The 23,344-nt window shown below is 63.4% G+C and carries 15 protein-coding genes; 6 read left to right on the forward strand and 9 right to left on the reverse strand.

Features of this window, described 5'->3' with window-relative positions; genetic code table 11:
- Nucleotides 1-191 precede the first annotated feature (191 nt).
- From dnaG to MKD49_RS22770, 8 genes are all read right to left on the reverse strand, one after another.
- The gene (dnaG, locus tag MKD49_RS22735; RefSeq protein WP_134135372.1) at nt 192-1,988 is read right to left on the reverse strand and encodes a DNA primase; all 1,797 of its coding nucleotides are present in this window, start codon (nt 1,986-1,988) and stop codon (nt 192-194) included.
- A 40-nt stretch (nt 1,989-2,028) separates the two neighbouring features.
- Complete coding sequence (locus MKD49_RS22740; RefSeq protein ID WP_121044756.1) at nt 2,029-2,475, reverse strand: GatB/YqeY domain-containing protein; 447 nt, start codon at nt 2,473-2,475, stop codon at nt 2,029-2,031.
- Between the two features lie 297 nt (nt 2,476-2,772).
- The gene (gene rpsU / locus MKD49_RS22745; protein ID WP_006462949.1) at nt 2,773-2,985 is read right to left on the reverse strand and encodes a 30S ribosomal protein S21; all 213 of its coding nucleotides are present in this window, start codon (nt 2,983-2,985) and stop codon (nt 2,773-2,775) included.
- A 212-nt stretch (nt 2,986-3,197) separates the two neighbouring features.
- Nucleotides 3,198-4,406 (reverse strand): NAD(P)/FAD-dependent oxidoreductase, encoded by a 1,209-nt coding sequence (locus tag MKD49_RS22750; protein WP_252697447.1) that lies wholly within the window; start codon nt 4,404-4,406, stop codon nt 3,198-3,200.
- A 260-nt stretch (nt 4,407-4,666) separates the two neighbouring features.
- Nucleotides 4,667-5,896: a YbdK family carboxylate-amine ligase gene (locus MKD49_RS22755; RefSeq protein ID WP_227022641.1), complete on the reverse strand. Its 1,230-nt coding sequence runs from the start codon at nt 5,894-5,896 to the stop codon at nt 4,667-4,669.
- Nucleotides 5,893-7,101, reverse strand: coding sequence for a cation:proton antiporter (locus MKD49_RS22760; protein WP_034331088.1), 1,209 nt, complete (start codon nt 7,099-7,101; stop codon nt 5,893-5,895). Before MKD49_RS22760 ends, MKD49_RS22755 begins: the two co-directional genes overlap by 4 nt.
- 323 nt (nt 7,102-7,424) lie before the next feature.
- The gene (locus MKD49_RS22765; RefSeq protein WP_252697448.1) at nt 7,425-10,904 is read right to left on the reverse strand and encodes a UvrD-helicase domain-containing protein; all 3,480 of its coding nucleotides are present in this window, start codon (nt 10,902-10,904) and stop codon (nt 7,425-7,427) included.
- Nucleotides 10,901-13,660: a PD-(D/E)XK nuclease family protein gene (locus MKD49_RS22770; RefSeq protein WP_252697449.1), complete on the reverse strand. Its 2,760-nt coding sequence runs from the start codon at nt 13,658-13,660 to the stop codon at nt 10,901-10,903. Before MKD49_RS22770 ends, MKD49_RS22765 begins: the two co-directional genes overlap by 4 nt.
- Nucleotides 13,661-14,140: 480 nt before the next feature.
- Between MKD49_RS22770 and trxA the strand changes: the two genes are divergently transcribed.
- The 5 genes from trxA (at nt 14,141) to MKD49_RS22795 (ending at nt 19,782) form a co-directional block, all read left to right on the forward strand.
- Nucleotides 14,141-14,467 carry a thioredoxin TrxA gene (trxA, locus tag MKD49_RS22775; protein WP_006462943.1) on the forward strand — a complete coding sequence of 109 codons (327 nt, stop codon included), beginning with the start codon at nt 14,141-14,143 and terminating at the stop codon, nt 14,465-14,467.
- A 131-nt stretch (nt 14,468-14,598) separates the two neighbouring features.
- Nucleotides 14,599-15,861, forward strand: a complete 1,263-nt coding sequence (gene rho / locus MKD49_RS22780) for a transcription termination factor Rho (RefSeq protein ID WP_008325783.1) — start codon at nt 14,599-14,601, stop codon at nt 15,859-15,861.
- A gap of 277 nt (nt 15,862-16,138) precedes the next feature.
- Nucleotides 16,139-16,408: a type B 50S ribosomal protein L31 gene (locus tag MKD49_RS22785; protein WP_034331092.1), complete on the forward strand. Its 270-nt coding sequence runs from the start codon at nt 16,139-16,141 to the stop codon at nt 16,406-16,408.
- Nucleotides 16,409-16,647: 239 nt separating this feature from the next.
- Nucleotides 16,648-18,372 (forward strand): glycosyltransferase family 39 protein, encoded by a 1,725-nt coding sequence (locus MKD49_RS22790; protein WP_209532442.1) that lies wholly within the window; start codon nt 16,648-16,650, stop codon nt 18,370-18,372.
- Nucleotides 18,373-18,390: 18 nt separating this feature from the next.
- A complete protein-coding gene (locus MKD49_RS22795) occupies nt 18,391-19,782 on the forward strand; it encodes an MATE family efflux transporter (protein ID WP_121044766.1) in 1,392 nt (463 codons plus the stop codon).
- Here MKD49_RS22795 and MKD49_RS22800 read toward each other — a convergent pair.
- Complete coding sequence (locus tag MKD49_RS22800; RefSeq protein ID WP_121044768.1) at nt 19,772-21,874, reverse strand: bifunctional diguanylate cyclase/phosphodiesterase; 2,103 nt, start codon at nt 21,872-21,874, stop codon at nt 19,772-19,774. The two genes, MKD49_RS22795 and MKD49_RS22800, sit on opposite strands and share 11 nt — an antisense overlap.
- A gap of 1,003 nt (nt 21,875-22,877) precedes the next feature.
- On the opposite strand from MKD49_RS22800, the gene MKD49_RS22805 reads away from it, so the two are divergent.
- A complete protein-coding gene (locus MKD49_RS22805; RefSeq protein WP_034334286.1) occupies nt 22,878-23,333 on the forward strand; it encodes a hypothetical protein in 456 nt (151 codons plus the stop codon).
- The last annotated feature ends 11 nt before the right edge of the window (nt 23,334-23,344 follow it).

Genomic DNA, 23,344 nt, shown 5'->3' on the forward strand with positions numbered 1-23,344 from the left:
CGGCCATCCGCCAGCGATCCGGTGCGTAAAACACGACAATTTGCAGTGCTTTACCGCGTTTTCCACACCAAGCCGATTTCTGCTTCCCTAATCCTGCTCACTCTTCAGATCGGGTCACGCAAACATCACGCAAGACCCTCCCTGCCGATTCTTCCTTCAGCCCCTCCCCGCTTCCACGGGAAAGCCGCCCGTCAACCTGCTGCGACCGCACCGCCGGTCTGGCGCTTGAGCCATTCCTTGCGCTGCATCAGCTCACGATAGCGATTGCGCTCTTCCTCGGTGCGCAGGTTGGAGGCCACCAGCATCTGCATCTCGTCATCGAGCGCGCGGATCCTGGCCTGGCGGATGGCACCGGCCATCTCGGCCCGCACCACATCAAATTCGGATTCCGACTCGGCCGCGATTTCCGCGATCATCGAGTCAAACTCGGGGCCGCCCTCGCGCAGGTGCTCGACCAGCGCGGCGAAATTGGCCTGTTCGCCCATGCCTTGGGCCACACTGACCAAATGGGCGAGCATCTCGGCCTGATCCGGCGCGATGCGGGCGATGGCTTCCAGCGCGGCGGCATCGAGGTCGGCCGAGAGTTGCGGATGCGCCACCAGCAGCCGCATGATCTGGCGCTCCAGCCCGACCGGGGCGGTGCGCTTGGTGCGCGGCGGGGCGCTGCGTACGCGCGCCACCGGCTTTTCCAGCTCAAACAGCACTTCCAGCTCGGCCGGCGTGGTCTGCGTGGCCTGGGCCACGCTGCGCACGATCTGCAAACGCAAACCGGAGGCCGGCAAGGCCTGCAGCAGCGGCTTGGCGGCAAACTGCGCATGGGCGCGGCCTTCGGGCGTACGCAAGTCGTTCTCGCCGATGATTTCCTTCAACAGGAACTGCGACAGCGGCATGGCTTCGCGGATCTGCTCTTCAAAGGCCGGCGCGCCCATCTCGCGCACGTAACTGTCAGGGTCGTGTTCCTTGGGCAGGAACAGGAACTTGATGGTCTTGTTGTCCGAAGCATGCGGCAGGCAGGCCTCCAGCGCGCGGCGGGCGGCGCGGCGGCCGGCGTTGTCGCCGTCGAAGCTGAAGATCACTTCATCGGTCTGGCGCACCAGCTTTTGCACGTGGATGGGCGTACACGCCGTTCCCAATGTGGCCACAGCCTGCGGGAAACCCAGCTGGGCCAGCGCCACCACATCCATGTAGCCTTCGGTGACCAGCACATAACCCGCCTCGCGGATCGCCTGGCGCGCCTCGAACAGGCCATACAGCTCGCTGCCCTTCTGGAACAGCGGCGTTTCGGGCGAGTTCAGGTACTTCGGTTCACCACCGTCCATCACCCGGCCACCAAAGCCGATCACCTGGCCCTTGGTATTGCGGATGGGGAACATGATCCGGCCACGGAAGCGGTCATACCGCTTGCGATGGCCACCACCCTCTTCGCTCTTGTCGATCACCAGGCCAGACTCGACCAGCACTTCGTTCTCGTAGTCGGGAAAGACCTGGCGCAGGCTGTCCCATTCGTCCGGCGAATAGCCCAGGCCAAAGCGGGCAGCGACTTCGCCGGTCAGTCCGCGTCCCTTGAGATAGGCAATCGCCGGCTGGGCACTGCGCAACTGATGCCGATAGAAATCGTTGGCACGCGTCATCACGTCCGACAGGGCCATGCTCTTGGCCTGCTTTTCCTGGCGCTGCGCCAGGGGGATGTTGTCTTCGCGCTCGGGCACCACCATGCCCACGTTCTGGGCCAGATCCTTCACCGCTTCCACGAATCCCATCCCCGAATACTCGATCAGGAAACTGATCGCCGTACCATGCGCGCCGCAGCCGAAGCAGTGATAGAACTGCTTGGTCGGGCTGACGGTGAAGCTGGGGGATTTCTCGTTGTGGAAGGGGCACAGGCCCATGAAATTGGCGCCGCCCTTCTTCAGTTGCACATAACGACCGACCACGTCGACGATGTCGACGCGGTTGAGCAGGTCCTGGATGAACGACTGAGGAATCACCTGGGCAGCGGGGCGTTAGGCAACGAGGCGAAGGGGCTGCTTACGCAGCCAGCGCGGCCTTGACTAGGGCGGACACGGCCGTCATGTCGGCACGTCCGGCCAGCTTGGGCTTCAACACGCCCATGACCTTGCCCATGTCCTGGGGACCGGCAGCACCGGTGGCAGCCACGGCGGCCTGGACTTCAGCCTTGATCTCGTCATCCGACAGGCTGGCCGGCATGTAGGTGGCCAGCACGGCCAGTTCGGCCTTTTCAACGTCAGCCAGGTCCTGGCGGCCGCCGGCTTCGAACTGGGAGATGGAATCCTTGCGCTGCTTGACCATCTTGTCGATGATGGCCAGCACGTGGGCGTCGGTCAGTTCGACGCGCTCATCGACTTCCTTCTGCTTCATCGCGGCGGTCAAGAGGCGGATGGTGCCCAGCTTGCCCATGTCCTTGGCGCGCATGGCGGCCTTCATGTCTTCCGTGATCTGCTCTTTCAAACCCATGGGGTACTCCGAAGATGAGGTGGATGAGTATTCTGCGATCTGGCGCCATCCCGCATCCAGTATTCCGGGCAGCAACAAGGCAAGGCCCGGTCTTGGCATCGTAGAACATGGATGGGCTTATCGCCAGCCCGAATTGGTGCTTTCCTTCGTATTTGGGGCTGCCAACAGGAAAAACCAGGCCAGCCAGGCACCCGGAGAAAACACCTCGACAAATCGGGAATAAATGCGAAAACCCGCTGCGGACCAACACCGGAGCGGGTTTACACATCGGCCGCACGAGTGCGCGGCGAGAAATTCTTAGTACAGCTTCTTCGGCAGCTGTTGGCTGCGGATACGCTTGTAGTGACGCTTCACGGCAGCAGCCAGCTTGCGCTTGCGCTCAGCGGTCGGCTTTTCGTAGAACTCGCGTGCGCGCAGTTCGGTCAGCAGACCGGTCTTCTCGATGGTGCGCTTGAAGCGACGCATTGCAACTTCGAACGGCTCGTTCTCTTTAACGCGAATAGTGGTCATGTAAATTCAAACCAGAAAGGTTAGGTTGGATTAGCAAAGAAAGCGATTGTAGCAGGACTGGCACCCGATTGGAAGGCCAAACGTGGCATTTTTTCCACCACCGTGGTAAAAAACGGATAAGAATCAGGCACTTATCACAGTCAAGATGATCCTTCACCTGAAGTCAAGGGCAAATGAAGGAAAAAGTCCAACACCTGCCTTCCAGGCCGGCCTCACACCGCGGAACCCGCCGCCACGCCAGAGGCCCACGCCCACTGGAAATTGTAGCCGCCGAGCCAGCCGGTCACGTCCGTCGCTTCGCCGATGAAATGCAATCCCGGCACCTTGTTGGCCATCATGGTCTGCTGCGACAACTCGCGCGTATCCACGCCGCCGAGCGTGACCTCGGCCTTGCGATAACCTTCCGAGCCACTGGGCAGGATCACCCAGTGATTGAGCGAGTCACCCAGCTTCTTGAGCGACTTGTCGGGCATATCGGCAATGCGCGCGTTGGCATCGAAGCCATTGATCTTGAGCCAGCCTTCGGCCAGGCGGTTGGGCAGCCACTGTGCCAGCAGATTGCCGAGATTCTTCTTCAGCGTGCCCTTGCCGTGGATCAGCAACTGCGCCACATCCAGTTCCGGCAAGAGATTGAGCCGCAGCGGCGTGCCCGGCCGCCAGAAACTGGAAATCTGCAGGATGGCCGGCCCGGACAGCCCGCGATGGGTGAACAGCAGGTCTTCAAGGAAATGTCCGCGCTCCTTCTTCTCGCCGGTCTCCACCGACACCTCCAGCGCGATGCCGGCCAGTTCGGTGAGCGACTGCCAGGCCTTGCCGTCGAAGGTCAGCGGCACCAGGCCGGGACGCGTCTCCACCAGCTTCAGGTCGAACTGGCGCGCGATGCGATAGGCGAAATCGGTGGCCCCGATCTTGGGAATGGACAAGCCGCCGGTCGCAATCACCAGACTGCTGGCCTGGATCTCGCCGGCACTGGTAGCGATGCGGAACTGTTCACCGCTCTTGCCGACCTCCTGCACCGTACAGGGCATGCGCCAGCTGACGTTGCCCGCCTCGCACTCGGCCTTGAGCATGGCGATGATGTCTTCGGCAGAGTCATCGCAGAAGAGCTGCCCCTTGTGCTTCTCATGGAAACCGATGCGATGGCGCTTGACCAGCCCGATGAAATCCTGCGGCGTATAACGCGACAAGGCGCTGCGGCAGAAATGCGGATTCTGCGAGAGATAGTGCTGCGGCCCCGCCCCCACATTGGTGAAATTGCAGCGGCCACCGCCGGAGACGCGGATCTTCTCGGCCAGCTTGCCGGCATGGTCGATGAGCACCACGCGCCGGCCGCGCTGGCCGGCCACGGCGGCGCACATCATGCCGGCCGCACCGGCGCCGATGATGGCGACATCAAATTGATTGGGATTGTTCTTGCTCATGCTTCCTCCGGCACGCATCTCGGTGCAGCCCGAGGCCGCTTCAAAGCCGTGATTGTCCGCGATCCCGCCCCGAAAACACAAGAGCCAGGAAACAACGCAGATTCCAGCCACCACAAAGACCAAGGGCCGGCATCTCGCGATACCGGCCCTTCGCCTTCTTCCTCCCATCATCCCGCGTGCTCTGCAAACACGCGGAATGCCAGGTGCCTCAACTTTGGTGCAACTTTATCCTAACCAGAAATTTATATCATTTATATCGTTTACTGAAAATACGGCGGCGGCTCCACGCCCATCCACAATTCCGAGGACAAGCGCATCATGTCATTGAGCGAGCCCCGCTGCGCAAACATCTGGCGCAGCCAACTGGCATCGGACAAGCGATCATGCGCGATGCGGCGCAGGCGCGTGATGGTCTGCTGCTCGGCCTCGTTGGCCACATAGGGTTCCAGCAACTGCAATTGCTGCAGCAGGTGTTCATAGATGGGCAGCTTGCGCGATTGCGAAGGTGTCGCGCCGTGCAGCGCCAGCTGGCCGTTGAGCCCGAAGCGGCTGGCCTCGAAACGGTTGAACTGGTAAAGCAGATAGAAATCATCGCCGACCACGAACGGCCGCTCAGTGAGGATCCAGCGCGCCAGCAATTGCGCATACGCGCCCAGGTGCGCCGCATGCTCGATGGTCAGCGGCGTATCGCAGACGCGGATTTCCACGGTGCCGTACTCCGGCTTGGGACGGATATCCCAATAGAAATCCTTCATGCTGGCGATGATGCCCATCTGGTGCAGTTCATCGTAATACGTCTCGAACTCGGCCCACTTGGTATGCACCGGTGCCGTTCCCGACAGCGGGAACGCCCGCACCACGTTGCTGCGCGAGGAATCGAACTTGGTGTCCGCGCCCTGGTAGAAGGGCGACGCCGCCGACAGCGCGATGAAGTGCGGCACGTAACGCGAGAAGCCGTGGGTGAGATACAGTGCATCATCGCCGTTCTCCACACCGATGTGGATGTGCTGGCCGAAGACGGTAAAGGTCTTGGCCAGGTAGCCGTATTTCTCGTGCAGGTAATGGAAGCGCTCGCTGGGCGTGATGCGCTGCTCGTTCCAGTGCTGGAAGGGATGCGCGCCACCGCCGGAGACATCGATGTTGAGGTATTGCGCGCCACGGTTCAAGGCGCCGCGCAAGCCCTTCAATTCCTCGATCAGTTCATCCACGCGGGTGTGGATGCCGGAGTTCAGCTCGATCATCCCCTGCGTCATTTCCAGCTTGATCTGCTTTTGCAGGTCACGCGGCTCGATCCAGTTCAGCAGATCGACCGCATCGCTGGCCAGGTTGTAATTGCGGCGGTTGACCAGTTGCAGTTCCAGCTCGATGCCCATGGTGAAGGGCGTGGAGGAACCGAACGGCAGGATGCCGGCGCTGCCCTGCGGACCGGCCACATGGGCCTGGGTACCGGGGGCATCGTGTTCGTTGCGGATCAGTGTCTCGGTATTCATTCGCGTCCACTCTCTCCAGATTTGATCAGGGCAAACTGGGTTGCCACCGGCCCCAGGAATTCCAGGACCACCATGCTGCCCGCCAGCAGCGGCAAGACATTGGCCGTGGTGTGCGGATACAGCGACGAAACGGTTTGCATCAGGCCCACGCCGACCTCGGTCATCGGCAAGGTGCCCAGCGTGAGCAGGCCGGCCTGGCGCCAGTTCATGCGGGCAAAGCGGGCAAACAGGAACACGCCCAAGCCCATCGCCAGGAAACGCGCCGCGATCAGGATCAGCACCGAGAAGCCCAGCAGGCTCAAGTCCGACAGCTTCATCGATGCGCCCACGGTGACGAAGAGCATCACCACGAACAACTCGTTGGCGACACCAAACTCCAGCTCCATCAGATCGAACTGGCGATCCAGATTCTTGGAGAGGATGGCGAAGATCAGCATGGTCAGCATCACCGGCAGATGCAGCGCATGCGCCACGCCGATGGCCAGTGCAATCACCGAGATCACCAGCACGAACTGCGAGCTGTTCTCGCGGCCCAGCAGGCGCGCCAGCGGCATCATCAGCCAGTAGGTCAGATAGGCCAGGATGGCCGAGCCGACCAGCGAATACAGGGTGTGCTGGATCAGCGTCCAGACGGGCGTACCGGCCTCATGCGCGATCACCGGCAAGAGCGCGTAAGCGGCCAGCACGGCCACGAAGTTGTTGAGCGCGGTCATGGCCGCCAGACGGCGCGTGACCTGGCCTTCCGCCTTGAGGTCGCGCAGCACCACCAGCACCACGGCCGGTGCGGTGGCAATGGCCATCACGCCACCCAAGAGCGCCATGACCGAATCGGTACCGAACCAGGTGAGCGCAATGCTGACGAAACCGAAACACAGCACGGCCGAGACGGCCACCGTGATCATCAGCCATTTTTCGCGGCGCAGCCAGCCGATGTCGACGTAGCGTCCCAACTGATACACCACCAGCGCGACGGCAATGTCGGCAAAGATGTTGGTGACCTTGAGGACTTCACCGGAAAGCAGATTGAACCCGCCGGCACCCAAGAGGAAACCGACCAGCAGATAACCCGTGATGCGAGGCACCCATGGGGACTTGGAAACTACGTAGCCCGCGATCAGCCCGAAGAGCAGCAGGCCGCCGAATACCAGCAGGGCATTCCATTGCAGCGTCTGTGCGAGGGTGAACGACGGAAGAGCCCACTCCATATCTCCTCCTGTAACGATGTGGTGTTGAACCGCAGCAGCACACTATCATTCGACGATGACATGCATGTTGCGGATCGCGTAAGCAACATGCCGGGCATGTGCGGCACGAGCAGCCCGACGAGATCGGGCCCGATTTTTACAAGAAGATTTTTCAAGAAAAAATCTCTCATCAAAAAACCGGAGCACAGAAGATATCACTCTTGCTCTACGCGATGATCTTTTTTTTACCTACAACGGAAATCTGAATTTCCTGATTTGATATTTATTGAATTTCTGGAAGTTATCCGAAGCGCATTGAGAAGATGAATGTAGTTAGGGGAGCCTCAATGCTCCGTCAGGATGCCGTCAGCGGTAATCAGAGCAGACCTGATTCGTTTGTCAGAAAAGACTGACACGAGCGCACTGCGATAGCGGGCCAGCTGCGCTGCGTAATCGGCACGCTCGCTGTCGAGCAGACGGCGCTTGTAATCGATGACCCAGACTTCGTCGTCGAACATGACCACGCGGTCCAGCCGCATGACGCCAGACGGGGCGACGATCTCCATCTCATTGCGCGCCCAGCGATGCAGCGACGGATTGAAGAAGCGCTCCAGTTCCGGCTGCGCCAGCACCACGCGCGCCTGCGCATGCACCACCTGCGCCATCTCCGCGGAGATGCCCAGCCAGCGCACCAGAGCAGGCGGCGAGGGCAAGTGCAACGGCCATGCGTTGCCATGCGTGAGCCGTTCCAGCAGCGCATGCAGGGCCACGCCTTCATCGATGGCCTCGGTGCTGACCAGCGTACCATCGGCATCGACCTCGGGCAGCGCATCGTCCTCCTCCTGCGCCGCGCCGAAGAGCGACATCGGCACCGGCTTGGGATCGAACAGCGGCAGAGAAAATATTTCCTCGATGACGGCAGCATCGGCACCGTGTACCGCTTCCTCGCTGATCTCGCGCACCGGCGCATCGCTGGCGAAGAGACGCTGATACCAGCTGCCTTCCACCACCCCGCCCTCGCCCGCCCCGCGATTACCGGCCACGCCCGAGACCAGCAGCAATTGCTTGGCGCGCGTGACGGCGACGTACAGCAGGTTCCAGTCTTCCTGGGTCTTCAGGCTTTCTTCTTCCTCGAACAGATCATCCCGCGCACAGCCGCGTTCGCTGCGCCGGCCAAAGGCAGAGAAGTGCGTGGGTGCATCCTGATCCTGCGGCCAGGCGCAGAGGATGCCGAGATTGTCTTCCACCGAATCGCTGTGATTGGCATCGAGGATGGCCACCACCGGGGCTTCCAGTCCCTTGGCACTGTGCACGGTGAGGATGCGCACGGCATCGGCGCTGGCATCCACGCTCGCCTCGTCCGGCGCATCGCCACCTGAAGTGCGCTGCAGGACGCGCAAGGCATCGATGAATTTGGGCAAGCTCGGATAACGCCCGGCATCCATGTTCAGCGACAGCTCCACGAAGGCCGCAATATTGCCCAAGGTCTGGCTGCGCGTGAGCGGCGAGGCATGCTGCGCATAGCGCGCCACCAGTTCGCCCTGATGCAGGATCATGTCCAGCAGGTCATGCACCGGCAGATGCGGCGCCGCCTGCAGCCAGCGCTGCAGCAGGGTCACGGCACGCACCAGAGCGGCCGAAGCGCAGCCCTCCTCCTGCATGCCTTGCAGATGCTGCCACCAGTGCCCGCCCTCGGCTTGCGCCACGCGGCGCGCGATCTGCACCAGGTCCTCATCGGCCGCGCCGATGATCGGGCTCTTGAGCACATGCGCCAGCGCGCGCGTGTCATTGGGCGTGATGAGGAAAGTCAGCAGCGCGATCAGGTCGGCGATTTCCAGTGATTCGAGCAGGCCGCCGCGCTTGTCGGAAATGAAGGGAATGCCCGCAGCGCGCAAGGCACTCTCATAGGCCGCCAGGTGCGTGCGCTTGCGCACCAGCAGCATGATGTCGCCCCAGCGCATGGAGCGCGTACCCCGGCCCTCAACCACCGGCACTTCGCGCCAGGCTTTGAGCAAAGCCTGCGCCAGGGCCTGCCCTTCCAGCAGGCGGCGCGCATCATCTTCCTCGCCGCGCGGCGTGGTCAGCGGGTTGCGCCAGGGGATGATGTCCTCAGCGTTTTCCGTGGACTCGGGAGAGGCCGATTCTTCGGCGGTTTCAGGCGCAATGACGTTTTCTGCATCCTCGTCCTGCCGCGCCAGCGGAAGCCGCCAGACCTCGCCCCCCGCAAGGCCCAGCGTAGTCTGCTGCGCGAACAGCGGATTGCCGCCCATGACGAATGAACGATTCAGTACATCGACCACGGCCGAGGCATTGCGGCGCGTCTGGTTGGCGCGCAGGATGGCGGCGCCTTGCGCGCGCAGCATCTCGCGCGCGGCCACGAACACGCGCGGCTCGGCGCGGCGGAAGCGATAGATGGATTGCTTGGGGTCGCCCACCACGAAGACGCTGGGCCGGGCCGCATCGCCGCCATAGGCATCGAGCCAGCAGCGCACGATGCACCATTGCAACGGGTTGGTGTCCTGGAATTCGTCCAGCAGGATGTGCTTGTAGCGCGCATCCAGCCGGGTCTGCAGATAGGCGGCACTGGCCTCGTTGCGCAGCAGGCGGTAGGCCTGCCATTCGAGGTCGGCGAAGTCCAATACGCGCTGTTCGGATTTCACCTCCTGATAGCAGGCCAGGTAGGTGCGGCCGGCCGTGAAGAGGGCGCGATTGAGTTGCAGGACCGCCTTTTCCTTGCTGCGTCCCTGCAGCTTGCGCAGTGCGTGGCCGATGGCGTTGAACTCTTCTTCAAAGGCCGTCAGCGCGGCTTCCTCGCTGCTGCCGAAGTGCTGCACCAGGGCGGCCAGCAGCGACTTGACCTTGCCGTTCTTGCGCGGCTTGTCCTTGTCATCGAAGAACTGGCTGTAGAGGGCGTCGAAGTTTTCCAGCGTGGGGCCTGCCGTCAATGCCGATTCGATGGCCACCGCGCGTGTCTTGTTGGCGCTGCCTCCTTGACCGAGCAGGATCGCGATCTGGCTGGCACGTTCTACCAGTGCGGCATCGTCCCACAGCGACAGGCGCGCATCGCGCTGGGCATCCGGGCCGCACAGGTCTTCCAGCCAGCGCAGGGGCGATGGCATGTCGACTGTCTCTTCGTCTTCCTCGCCATCGTCGTCCTGCGTGGCCGCCCACCATTCGGCGCGCTTGTCGATGAAGGCATCGAGCAACTGGCGCGCATTGAAGTCGCCTGCCAGTTCATAGAGTTCCAGCAGCGCCGCCTTGACGGGCGCGCCCTCGGGCTCGCGCAGTTTCTGCATGAAGCGGCGGTAGGCTTCATCGATCAGCTCGCCGTTCTTTTCGGTCAGCGTATAGCCGTGCGGCACGCCCGAGGCCAAAGGTGCAATCTGCAACAAACGGGCGAACCAGCTGTGGAAAGTATCGATGGACAGGCTCTGTTCAGACGAGAGGATGCGCTCGTACAGTGCGCGCGCCACGGGCAGCAAGCGGGGCAGGTCGGGCTCGGCCACACCGCGTTCGCGCAACAGCGTGGCGGCCTGGGCATCGTCGGCCAGGGCCAGTTCGTGCAGCAGTTCGAGCAGGCGCTCGCGCATTTCCTGCGCGGCCTTGCGGGTGAAGGTGATGGCCAGCAGTTCCGGCGCCTGCGCCCCGGCCAGCAGCAGACGCAGCATGCGCGCCACCAGCAGCCAGGTCTTGCCGCTGCCGGCGCAGGCCTCGACCACCACCGAATGGCGCGGATCGCAGGCGGCACGCGTGAAGACGGCGGCGTCGACGGCCTCGCCATTGACCTCATAGGCCGCCGGCTGCTTCTTGTCGGCGGCGCTCACAGCCAGGCTCCCTTGCGGCACAGGCCGCGCATCTCGCAATACTGGCAGACGGATTCGATGCCGTTGGCCGGCAGCGCCGCGCCGTGGGCGACGGCTTGCATGGTGGTGGTGATCTGTTGCTGGAGCATCTTCTGTTGGCGTGCGAAATCGGGGGCGGCGGCGTCGCCGGTTTTCTTGTCAGGGCCCAGTTCGAGGGCGACGTAATGCGCGTGTTCCACCGCGCCACCGGCCAGCAGGCCATAGAAGGCCAGCTGGTGGTCATCCTCTTCCTTGACCTTCTGCCTGAGGCTGGCGGCGGTCCGCGTCTTGTAGTCGAGCACGGCGCGCTCGCCGTCGGCATTGCGGTCGACCCGGTCGAGACGGCCATACAATTCGATGCCGCCATCCTGCCATTGCAGGGCGTGTGACCGCGACTCTTCGCCGAACGCGAATTGCCAGCCCTCGGCTTCGCGCTCGTTGGCCCACAGCAGATAGGCCGGCATCACCTTCTGCCAGCGCGCATGGAAGGCCAGCGCGGCCGGATGGCGCTGCATCTCGCGCTGGAACACTTCCTCGGAAAGCTGCGCCAGCAAAGGCGCGCGGGCCGGTAGCGGCGTCTCGTTGTCGCGCAGGTGGGCGTGATAGCGGTAAAGAATTTCGTGCAGCCAGCTGCCGTAGTCGCGCTTCTCGGGCATGTCCGACAATTCATCCATCACCGCCACGCGCAGCATGCGTTGCGCAAAGAACTGATATGGGCAGGCCAGGAAACTGCCGAAACCGCTGGCCGACAGCGAGGCTGGCAAGAGATCCGGTGCGCTCGGCATCGGCATGGTGGAGAGCACCGCACGCAGTGGTTTCAGCGGCGGCGGCAGCGTCACGCGTTCCAGTGGCGCGGCACCCTGCTGCGCCAGCTTCAGTTCAAGGCGCTGGATCCACGGGCTCACGGGATTGGGCTCGCCATCCTGATGGGTCTGCCAGCACAGCACCACGTCCGGATTCACGCACAGCAATTCGGTGAGGTCGCGCAGTTGCTGGCGCTGGCGGGTGGCGCGCGTGGCCAGGTTCAGTTCACGCCGCACGGCATTGGAGAAGAACAGGGTTTCCTGCGGCGGTGAAGGCAAGTGCGCCGCATCCGCACCAATCACCAGCACCGCCTCGAAACGCCGCAGGCGCGCGCCGTTCAGGGGCAGCATCACGACACGACGGTCCTTGATGGGCGGCATGAAGGAAGTGGCATCCAGACGCAAATTGAGCAGCGCGCGCCATTCCGCAAAACTGAAGGTATCGCTCAGCCCGCCCTGCTCGGCGGCGATCTCGTCGAGCATCAGCAGGCATTGCTCGCCCGCGCCATCGGCGCGCAGCGCAGCTTCCATGCCCAGCGCCTGGCACAGGCCGCGCTGCGTCTCGCACCATTGCGCCAGCGTCTTGCGGCCGCCGAAGCGCGCAGCCTGCTTGGCCAGCGTGATGATGCAAGCCAGGTCATCGGCCTGCCCGGCTTCGGCGAAGGCCGATTGCAGCGCCTGCCAGTCGCCGGCGATGTTGGTACGGCGCAGGCGGGCTTCGATGCGCATGACGCGGTCGCTGCGGTCGGCATCATCGGGGAAAACGAAGGGCGACTTCAGCAGGTCGAGCAGCGCATTGGTTTCACCGCGGGCCGAGACCAGGTCATTCCACGCGGCCAGCGCAGCGGCGGCGCGGGTGGTGGAGAGCTTCCAGCCGGTCTCGTCGGCCACGGCCACTTCGGCGCGTTCCAGCAAGGCGCGCAGGCGGCGTGCGGTGACGCGGTCCTGGGCCACGATGGCGATGTCGGTCTTGCCCTGCTGCAGCCAGCGCAGCACGATCTGCGCGCTTTGTATGGCGGCGTTTTCCAGGTCGCCGGCCGGACACAGGCGCGGCAGCGCGATGGGATGCGACGGGGAGACCGCAGCCTGGTCCGCTTCCATCGGCAGACCATCATCGTCGCGCACCAGCTCTTCCCAGGCCGAGAGATACAGCGGATGCAGCGGTGCGATGACCGCGCGGCTCCAGTCCAGCGTGACGATGCGCACCGGCTGGCGCTGGGCGTAGGCCGACAGGAAGGCCGCATCCAGCGGTTCCGGTTCGGTCGGGCTCACCCATACCAGCGGCAGGCTGGCCTGATCCGCCAGCGCCAGCATCGCGTCGAAACGTTGCACGATGCGGTCATGGGCATCGAGCTGCGTCTTCCACACCTGCCACACCAGCGCCGCTTCGTCGGAGAGCATGCCGTGCGCAGAAGGTGCCAGCGGCTCCAGCAATTGCGCCAGGGCCTGGGTCCAGCGGCCAACGGCAGCCTCTTCTCCATCCGCATTGGCGCGGATCTCGGGCAGCAGCGCCAGGGTCAGCTCATCGGACAGGGACAGCAGCGTCTGCGCCAGCGGCAGCAGGTCGGCATTGCGGCGGGCGGAAAACATTTTCTTGAGCCAGCCATGTTCGCGCAGTTGCGCATAGAGCTGCATGAGCCGCTCGCTCTCGGAGGGCGGCGCGCTCTCGCCCGGCGGCTGCATCGCCAGCAGGCCGGACAGCGTATTGATGCGCGGGGCGATGTAGGGCCGGCGCAGTTCGCGCGACAGCGCCGCCTTGAAATTCTGGGCGTGGGAAAACGCCGGCACCATCAATTGCACGCCCGAGAAATCCAGCGCCCCTTCCTGTTGTGCCTGCAGCGCCTGCCCCAGCGGCTGGCCCTCGCGCAGCAGCGCGCGCACGGCCTGTTGCCAGAAATCTGGAGTGGGCGGGATCGGTACGGTGGCAAGCAGCATGCGTTCTCTGGATTCAATGAGGGCTGGTGAGGATAGCGCGTATGGACACGGCCGAGGCGGCACAAGAGCGTCAGCGGACCGTGCAGCCATTGTATTTTTCTCTTGCTCCGACAGATTTTTTCAATCGCGCCGGAGCAGACGATGCTGCGCATTGTATGCCAGACGGCCCCCTGCCGGCCTCGCGGGCGCAACGGGCAAAGCCGCGCCGGTGCTCGCGCAGCGCTGCAATGATGGCGATGAGGACGGGTGACAACAGGCCACGGAGCGAGCGTCCACACTTTCCCTCAAAATGGGTTATGATTGCCCCTGTACCCCGCCGCTTACCTCTGCCGCGCTTCAATTACAACTTGAATCGGCGCGCAACGACTCCACGTAGACCTAGCAACTCCGGAAGCGTTGATGGCTCACGCCAGGCCTGATGGTATTTGTCCACGGCGCTGATTGACTAATTACACCACTGCCTCATACCGAGGAAATGCCATGAGCGAACATATCAAACATATTACTGACGCCTCTTTCGAAGCCGATGTGCTGAAGTCCGACAAGCCCGTGCTGGTTGATTTCTGGGCGGAATGGTGCGGTCCCTGCAAGGCCATCGCCCCGATCCTGGAAGAAGTCGCCAAGGAATACGACGGCAAGCTGCAGATCGCCAAGCTGGACGTGGATTCCAACCAGGCCATCCCGGCCAAGTTCGGCATCCGCGGCATCCCGACCCTGATCCTGTTCAAGAACGGCGCAGCCGCTGCCCAGAAGGTCGGCGCACTGGCCAAGGGCCAGCTGGTCTCGTTCATCGACAGCAACATCTGATTCTGATGTAACATCCGACGGCGGCGCGCTCGCGCTGCCGTCCGCCCGGCACACGGTGCCCGGCTTTATCCTAGATCCACACCACGCAATTCCCTCCCCCACCTTTACTTATCCCGTCCCGGGACACTCATATGCACTTATCAGAACTAAAAGCGATGCACGTCTCTGCCTTGCTGGAAATGGCCATCAGCCTGGACATCGAGAATGCTGCGCGCCTGCGCAAACAGGAGCTGATGTTTGCCATCCTGAAGAAGCGCGCAAAATCAGGAGAACAGATTTTTGGCGATGGCGCCCTCGAAGTGTTGCCTGACGGCTTCGGCTTCCTGCGCTCGCCCGACGCCAGCTACATGGCGTCCACCGACGACATCTACATCTCGCCTTCGCAGATCCGCCGTTTCAACCTGCACACCGGCGACTCCATCGAAGGTGAAGTGCGCACGCCCAAGGACGGCGAGCGCTATTTCGCCCTGGTCAAGGTCGACAAGGTCAACGGCGAACCGCCGGAAGCCTCCAAGCACCGCATCCTGTTCGAAAACCTCACGCCGCTGCACCCCAACAAGCTCTTGCAGCTTGAGCGCGACATGCGCGGCGAGGAAAACATCACCGGCCGCATCATCGACCTGATCGCCCCGGTCGGACGCGGCCAGCGCGGCCTGCTGGTGGCCTCGCCCAAGTCGGGCAAGTCGGTGATGCTGCAACACATCGCCCACGCCATCACCACCAATCATCCGGACACCGTGATGATCGTGCTGCTGATCGACGAACGTCCGGAAGAAGTGACCGAAATGCAGCGCTCGGTGCGCGGCGAAGTGGTCGCCTCGACCTTCGACGAACCGGCCACGCGTCACGTGCAGGTCGCCGAAATGGTGCTGGAAAAGGCCAAGCGCTTGGTGGAAATGAAGAAGGACGTGGTCATCCTGCTGGACTCGATCACCCGTCTGGCACGCGCCTACAACACCGTGATCCCGGCCTCCGGCAAGGTGCTGACCGGCGGTGTCGACGCCAACGCGCTGCAGCGCCCGAAGCGTTTCTTCGGTGCCGCCCGCAACGTCGAAGAAGGCGGCTCGCTGACCATCATCGCCACCGCCCTGATCGAAACCGGCTCGCGCATGGATGACGTGATCTACGAAGAATTCAAGGGTACCGGCAACATGGAAGTGCACCTCGAGCGCCGCCTGGCCGAGAAGCGCGTCTACCCCGCCATCAACCTCTCCAAGTCCGGCACCCGCCGCGAAGAGCTGCTGATCAAGCCGGACCAGCTGCAGAAGATCTGGGTACTGCGCAAGCTCATGTACGACATGGATGAAATCGAGGCGATGGAATTCATCCTAGACAAGATGAAGTCCACCAAGAACAACGCCGAGTTCTTCGACATGATGCGCCGGGGCAACTAAGTTCGCAAAAGCAACTAAGTCCGTCGCAGGTTCGGAAAACGGCATGTCCCTCAGCGGGCGTGCCGTTTTTTATTGCCCCTTGGGAAACAAGGGATGTGCATTTTCATCTGAAATACCACGCCGCGCCGGCCCGGCCGGTCGGCCGCCTTGACCCAAGCCCCTGATTCCACTGTATAATTTCGGACTTTTCCAAACCGGCAAGTGATCATCAATCGGGTCAAGAAGCAGGGCGACCGACGAAGTGGCGATTGGCTACCAAACTACTCTTGAGGCAATCATGAAAGAAGGCATCCACCCGGATTACCGCGAAGTCCTGTTCCACGACATGTCGAACGACTTCAAGTTCATCACCCGCTCCACCATCGGCACCCGCGAAACCGGCGAGTTCGAAGGCAAGCAATATCCCCTGGTGAAGATCGAAGTTTCCTCCGAATCGCACCCGTTCTACACCGGCAAGCACAAGATCGTCGACACCGCTGGCCGCGTCGAGAAGTTCCGCCAGAAGTTCGGTTCCGTCGGTTCGAAGACTGCTGTCTCGAAGGCGTAATCAGTACTTCCTCCAAAAAAGGCAGCTCCGGCTGCCTTTTTTGTTGGGCTCACCGGTGGGGCAGCATCAGGGGCTGCACCATCATGTAGCAGACAGAAACAACTATTTACCGGGTTTTCCTGCACAATAGGGCCTGCTAAAAAAACACCAGCCGCCGACAACGGCGACCGCGCGGCCCAGGCCACCCCAGCCCGCGCATCACCCAACACGCAGCACAGAACAAGAGCAACAAGATCTTGATGAAGCCAGTCCGTCTTCCCGCCGCCGCGACCAATGCGCTTCCGCGCCTGGCCGTGCTTGCGCTCGCCCTCCTCTACATCCTGCCCGGCCTGATCGGCCGCGATCCCTGGAAGAACGAGGATGCCACCAGCTTCGGCATCATGTGGACCATGGCCCATGGCAACCTGGCCGACTGGCTCACCCCCAACGTGGCCGGCCTGCCGCTGCCAGCGGAAAGTCCGCTGGCCTACTGGTTTGGTGCAATCTGCATCAAACTGTTCGGCTGGCTGCTGGGCGACCCGCTGGCGGCCCGCGTTTCCATCATCGGCTGCTTCCTGGTCGGCTCGCTGTCGATCTGGTACACCACCTACGTGCTGGGCCGCCGCGCCGAAGCGCAGCCGTTGAAGCTGGCCTTCGGCGGCCAGCCCGAACCCAAGGACTTCGGCCGCACCCTGGCCGATGGTGCCTTCCTGATCTATCTCGGTTTCCTCGGCCTGCTGCTGCACAGCCACGAGACCAGCCCCAAGACCCTGCAGATCGCCCTGGTGGCCTATGCCATGTTCGGCGCGGCGCGCGTGTTCGATGCCGGCAAGCTGCGCCATGGCATCTGGCTGGGCCTGGCGCTGGGCATGCTGGTGCTGACCTATGGCTGGCTGCTGCCGGTCGGCGTGATGATCGCGCTGGTCCTGCTGGCCGCCCTGCGCAAGGATGGCCGCGCCCTCGGCCTGCTGCTGTTGCTGGCACTGCCGATGGCGCTGTTGATCAGCGCCGCCTGGGTGGCCGCGCTGCACCGCCTGATCCCGGCTGAAGCGGCCAGCCAGTTCGAGCTGTGGATGAGCTGGAACATCTACCAGCTCAACCGCCCGACGCTGGCCACCCTGGCCTTCCTCGGCAAATACGGCGTGTGGTTCGCCTGGCCCGCCTGGCCCTTCGCCGGCTGGGCACTGTACGCCTGGCGCCGCCAGCTGGGCTCGCTGCACATCGCCTTGCCGCTGGCCTTCCTGATTCCCATCACGCTGCTGATCCTGGTCAACGTGCATCGCGAAGAAGGCATGCTGCTGCCGCTGCTGCCGGCGCTGGCGATCCTCGCCGCGTTCGGCCTGCCGACCATGAAGCGCGGTGCCATCAATGCGGTGGACTGGTTCTCGGTGATGACGCTGACCACCTCGGCGGCCTTCATCTGGATCGGCTGGATCGCCAAGGAAACCGGCTGGCCGGCCAAGATCGCACGCAATGCCTACAAGCTCGCGCCCGGCTTCAAGCCCGGCTTCGAATGGATCTCGCTGGCCATTGCGGTGGCCGCCACCATCGCCTGGATCCTGGTGGTGCACTGGCGCATCTCGCGCCGTCCCTCGGTGCTGTGGCGGGCCGTGGTGCTGTCGTCGGGTGGCGTGATCCTGTGCTGGGTGCTGCTGATGACGCTGTGGCTGCCCTGGGTCAACTACGGCAAGAGCTATGCCGGCGTGGCCGAACAGATCGAATCGAAACTGACTTCGGTCAAGCAGTGCGTGCAGAGCAATGTGGGACCGGCGCAGCGCGCCTCCTTCGCCTATTTCGGCAACGTGCGCTTTGCCGACGAGCGCGACCAGAGCTGCGACTACCTGCTGCTGCAGGATGACGTCAGCAATCAGGATGCCTCCATCATGCTGCGCCAGTACCCCGGCAACTGGCGCATGGTCTGGGAAGGCCGCCGCCCCTCCGACCGCGACGAGCGCTTCCGCCTGTACCGCCGTGCCGGTCGCTGATGCAAGGTTGGCTGCCGCGTGACGACTGAACTGCCCGCCCTATCCTCCCGCCATCACGTCGGCCGCATCACGCGGCTGGCGTGGCCGCTGCTGATCGGGCAGCTGGCCATCATCGCCAATGGCGTCATCGATACCGCCATGGTCTCGCGCTTCTCGGCGCTGGACCTGGGTGCGCTGGCGCTGGGCGTGTCGATCTACGTGAGCGTGTTCGTCGGCCTGTCGGGTGTGCTGCAGGCACTGCAGCCGACCATCGGCCAGTTGTACGGTGCAGGCCGTGTGGGCGAGATCGGCAACGAGGTCAAGCAAGGCATGTGGCTGGCAGTGCTGCTGTCCATCGTGGGCTCGCTGATCCTGATGTTTTCGCCGCTGTTCCTGGCCGTGGCCAAGGCCTCGCCGGAACTGGTGGAGAAGGCCACGCTGTACCTGCGCATCGAAGCGCTGGCGCTGCCGGCCACGCTGTTCTTCCGCGTCTATTCCTCGCTCAACACCGCCCTGGCACGGCCCAAGATGGTGATGGCGCTGCAGCTGGGCGGCCTGCTGCTGAAGCTGCCGCTGAACGCCCTGCTCATCTTCGGCGGGCTCGGCCTGCCGGCCTTCGGCGGCCCCGGCTGCGCCATTGCCACCACGCTGATCGCCTGGCTGATGATGATCGCCGCCTGGCTGCTGGTGGCGCGCCTGCCGCTGTATCGTCCGCTCAAGCTGTTCGGCAGCGGCTTCGTCGCGCCTTCGTGGAAGAGCCAGCGCACGCTGCTGCTGCTGGGTATTCCGATCGGCATGTCCTACTTCATCGAAGTGACCGCCTTCACGCTGATGGCCGTGTTCATCGCACGCCTCGGCGCGGTCCCGGTGGCAGGCCACCAGATCGCGGCCAACGTCGGCACGGTGCTGTACATGCTGCCGCTGTCCATTGCCAGCGCCACCAGCACCCTGGTCGCGCAAGCCATCGGCGGCGGCAACATGGCGGAGGCCAAGAAGATCGGCCGCGCCGGCATCCGCCTGGCCGTGTCGCTGTCGGTGGTGATCGGGGTAATCGTGTGGTTCCTGCGCGAACACATCATTCGCGCCTACACGCCCGATCCGGTGATCGTCGGTGCGGCGCTGCCGCTGTTCCTCTACATCGCCTTCTACCAGCTGTTCGATTCCATGCAGGTGACCACGGCCTTCGTGCTGCGCGCCTACAAGGTGGCGGTGGTGCCCACCGTCATCTACGCGGTCACGCTGTGGGGAGTGGGATTGGGCGGCGGCTATCTGCTGGGACTCGATCCGCTGGGCGTGGCACCGCCGGCGCTGCGCGGCCCGTCCGGGTTCTGGCTGGCCAACAGCCTGAGTCTGGGCCTGGTGGCCCTCGGCCTGCTGGCGTATCTGCGCGTGATCCAGCGCCGCGCGCAGCGCGGCGAACTCAGCGTTTGATCACGCCGCCGGCGGCAAACAGATCGTCATTGCTGGCGTCGACCAGACCGGGCACGCTGACCGCGTCGTCCGGCCGCCCCAGCAGGAAGCCCTGCACCTGATCACAATGCAGCAGCTGCAGTTCGCGCAGCTGCCCTTCGGTCTCCACGCCTTCGGCCACCACTTCCATCTGAAGGGCATGTGCCAGCGCAATGATGGCGGCCACGATGGCGCGTCCGGAGTGATCGTCCAGATCCAGGCGGGAGGTGAAGAAACGGTCGATCTTGACCTGCCGGCAGTGGAACTGCGCCAGGTAGGCCAGGCTGGAATAGCCGGTGCCAAAGTCGTCGATGGCAATGTCGAAGCCCAGCGACTGCAGTTCGCGCACCACGCGCGTGGTGCGTTCCACATCCTTCATGGCGGCGGTCTCCGTAATCTCGAACATGAGCCGCTGCGGCGCGATGCCGGACGCACTGACCACCTTGATGATGCGCTCCACCAGATCGCTGCGCATCTGCAGCGGCGACAGGTTCAGCGCCACCTTGACCGGCTTCACGCCGGCCGCATCCCAGCACACGATCTGCCGGCACACCGCGTGCAATACCCAGTCGCCGATGCAGAGGATCTGCCCCGAGCGCTCGGCAATGGGAATGAATTCGGACGGAGCCATCTCGCCCAGCTCCGGATGATGCCAGCGCAGCAGCGCTTCCAGCCCGGTCAGTTCCTTGCCGGCACCGCGATACTTGGGCTGGAAGTGCAGGCGGAACTGCTGCTGGTCAATCGCCTGCTGCAGCGCCTGCCGCACCTGCAGATGACGCATGGCGCTGGCATGCATGGCCGGCTCGAAGAAGCGATAGGTATTGCGTCCGCTCTGCTTGGCTTCGTACATGGCGGCATCGGCATTCTTCATCAGGGCATCGACCGACTCGCCGCTGTTGGGATAGACCGCGATGCCGATGCTGGAGGTCACGCGCAAGGTCGCATCCTCGATCTGGAAATCCAGGCGCAGTTCGGCCAGAATGTTCTCCGACAATTGCTCCACCACCTCGGGCGTGGACAGATTGCTCATCACCACCACGAACTCGTCGCCACCGATGCGCGCCACCATGTCCTCGCCACGGATGCAGGCGCGGATGCGCTGCGCCACCGCCACCAGCAAGCCATCGCCGACGGCGTGGCCGAGCGAATCATTGATGGCCTTGAAGCCATCGAGATCCATGAACAGCACCGCGAACGGTTTGCCGTTGCGACGCGCCACTTCCACCGCATGCTGGATGCGATCCGCCAGCAAGGCGCGATTGGGCAGGCCGGTGAGCACATCATGGGTGGCGAAGTGCAGCAGCTTGTCATTGGTGCGGCCAACGATCTTCTTCAAGACCTGATTGCGCTGCACGCCGCTGACCACCAGCGCCATGGCCATCGCCAGAAAGGCCAGGAACACCAGGCCATTGACCAGGTGTTCGCGCGTGATGCCTTCCCCGGCCAGGCTTTGCGCCTGCGGGTCGATCAGCAGTGCGCGCAGTCCGGCGGCCGCCGATGACACCAGCCCGGCCCCCACCAGCAGCGCCGCCAGCACGCGCCGCGCCTGCTGGGAATTGAGCGAACCGGTCATGGGCTTGCGTCCGTTGCTGGCGGAAAACAGCGTGACGATGAAGACCGCCACCACTTCCGACACCACCAGGGCCACGATCAGCAAGGGCGTGTGATACACCAGCGGCGGCACCAGCGTCATCGACTTGAGCGCGATATGGAAGGCGGCATTGAAGGCGGCACCGATGGCCAGCCCGCCAATGACCAGCCGGGCTGGTTGCGGACGCCGCATGCCCGTCAGATGCATCAGGTAGAAAGCGCTGGACAGGCACAGCAGCAGGGTGAGCACCACCATGCGCGCATCGAAGGCGATCGGCATGGGCGCGTCCAGCGACGCCACCGTCAGCAGCATCGCGCCCCACACGCCGAGACCGAATACCACCGCGCCGATGGCCAGCCACAAGCGCCGGTGCTGGGACTCCTGCAGCACGATGCGCTCGGAGACCTCCAGCGCCGCGTAGGCCGAGAGGCTGGCGACCAGCAAGGCGAAGGCCAACAGCAGGAAATGAAAGGAAGCTGACATTGTCGAACCTGGGCTCGGGTGCGCACCTTCCACGCGGGCGATCGCTGGGAGCCCGCAGGACAGGACGCCTGCTCGGTATCGCGGCCGTTCCGTCCTGGCGACGAGCGCGCTGGCAACATGGCGCAGCGGGCCGCAGGACGTCAGTCGATCGCCGTTGCCGGGCAACGGGTCGCCGCGTTCCATCCCGGAAAGCGCCCGCACACCTCGTGCGCGGCAGGAAACCATGCCGCTGCCACGACGCGCGCCGACGTCATTCCGGGAACCTCAAAAAGTTACGTAACCAAAACGTACCACAGGGATGCTGCTGACTTCTTTGATTTATTCGATTCGTTGCAACCAGCGTGCTGCTTGTGTGACTCCCCGGCAAGACGCCGGACGGTGTCGCCCCCCAAAAGCTCGGGCCGGATTATCTAACAAAAACTCCATCCCGTGGAATGGGAAAGATATCGGCTATTCATTCACCGGATGCCCGGTGCGCTTTTCGATCTCCCGCTATTCTAGCGCGCTTCGGCCGCAAGATGCCGCGTCGCATCAGATCTGAAACGCCGTGTCTCGCTCCTTGCGGCGTGTCTCGCGGCGGACACAAACCTTAAAAAATTGCGCCCTGCCGATGCACAGGCAGGAGAGTTGGACCGACAATGCCTGCAGCACAAGACCGGCATCGTCCCTCCTGCGTCAAGCATGCGATGCACCAGGCCAGTCCCTGCAATGCGCTCCGCGCGACGTACTTGCAGTGGCCTGATGACCTGACATCTGTGCACGGTGACCCGTGCCAAATGCGGCTGCTCGTTGCACCAAAGACTCTTTTGGAGACTTGCACATGGACGCTTTCCCATCGGCCGGAAATGCCTGCCGGCACTGCTTCGGCGCGATCACGCGCGGACCGCTGCAGGAGCGATGGCGCCCGTTTTCCGACCAGTGAGTATAAATCACGTTTGCGGCGTAACTCACCTCGGAAGCAAACGTACCCCGGAAAGCGCTACCTCAAAGTACCTTCGAAATCATGGAAACCGCCAATCAAAAATTCGCAAAGCGCCTGCGCGCAGCGATGGAAAAAGCAGGATACGAACCCAAGCCCGCCGTTCTGGAACGGGAATTCAATCTACGTTACTGGGGCAAGCCGATGACGCTGCACGGCGTACGCCGCTGGCTGCTGGGCGAGTCGATGCCCAAGCAGGACAAGCTGGAAACGCTGGCCGAATGGCTGATCGTGACGCCACAGCATCTGCGCTTCGGTGAGGAGATCAGCAAGCGCATCGACAAGCGCCGCGCGCGCTGGGAAGAAGCCATCGGCTACCGCGAGCGCGAAGCTTTCGAAGCCTTCATCAATCTGCCTGCGCCCCAGCGCAAGATCGTCAAGGAAGTGATCTTCGCCTTCTCGCAAGTCGCCATCCAGGCGTCAGAAAAAGCCGCTGCACCGACCAAGACCGCCACCACCCGCCGCCGCACCCGCACCTGAAGACGCGCTCC

The organism is Herbaspirillum sp. WGmk3 (assembly GCF_023952535.1).
Lineage (GTDB): Bacteria > Pseudomonadota > Gammaproteobacteria > Burkholderiales > Burkholderiaceae_D > Herbaspirillum > Herbaspirillum huttiense.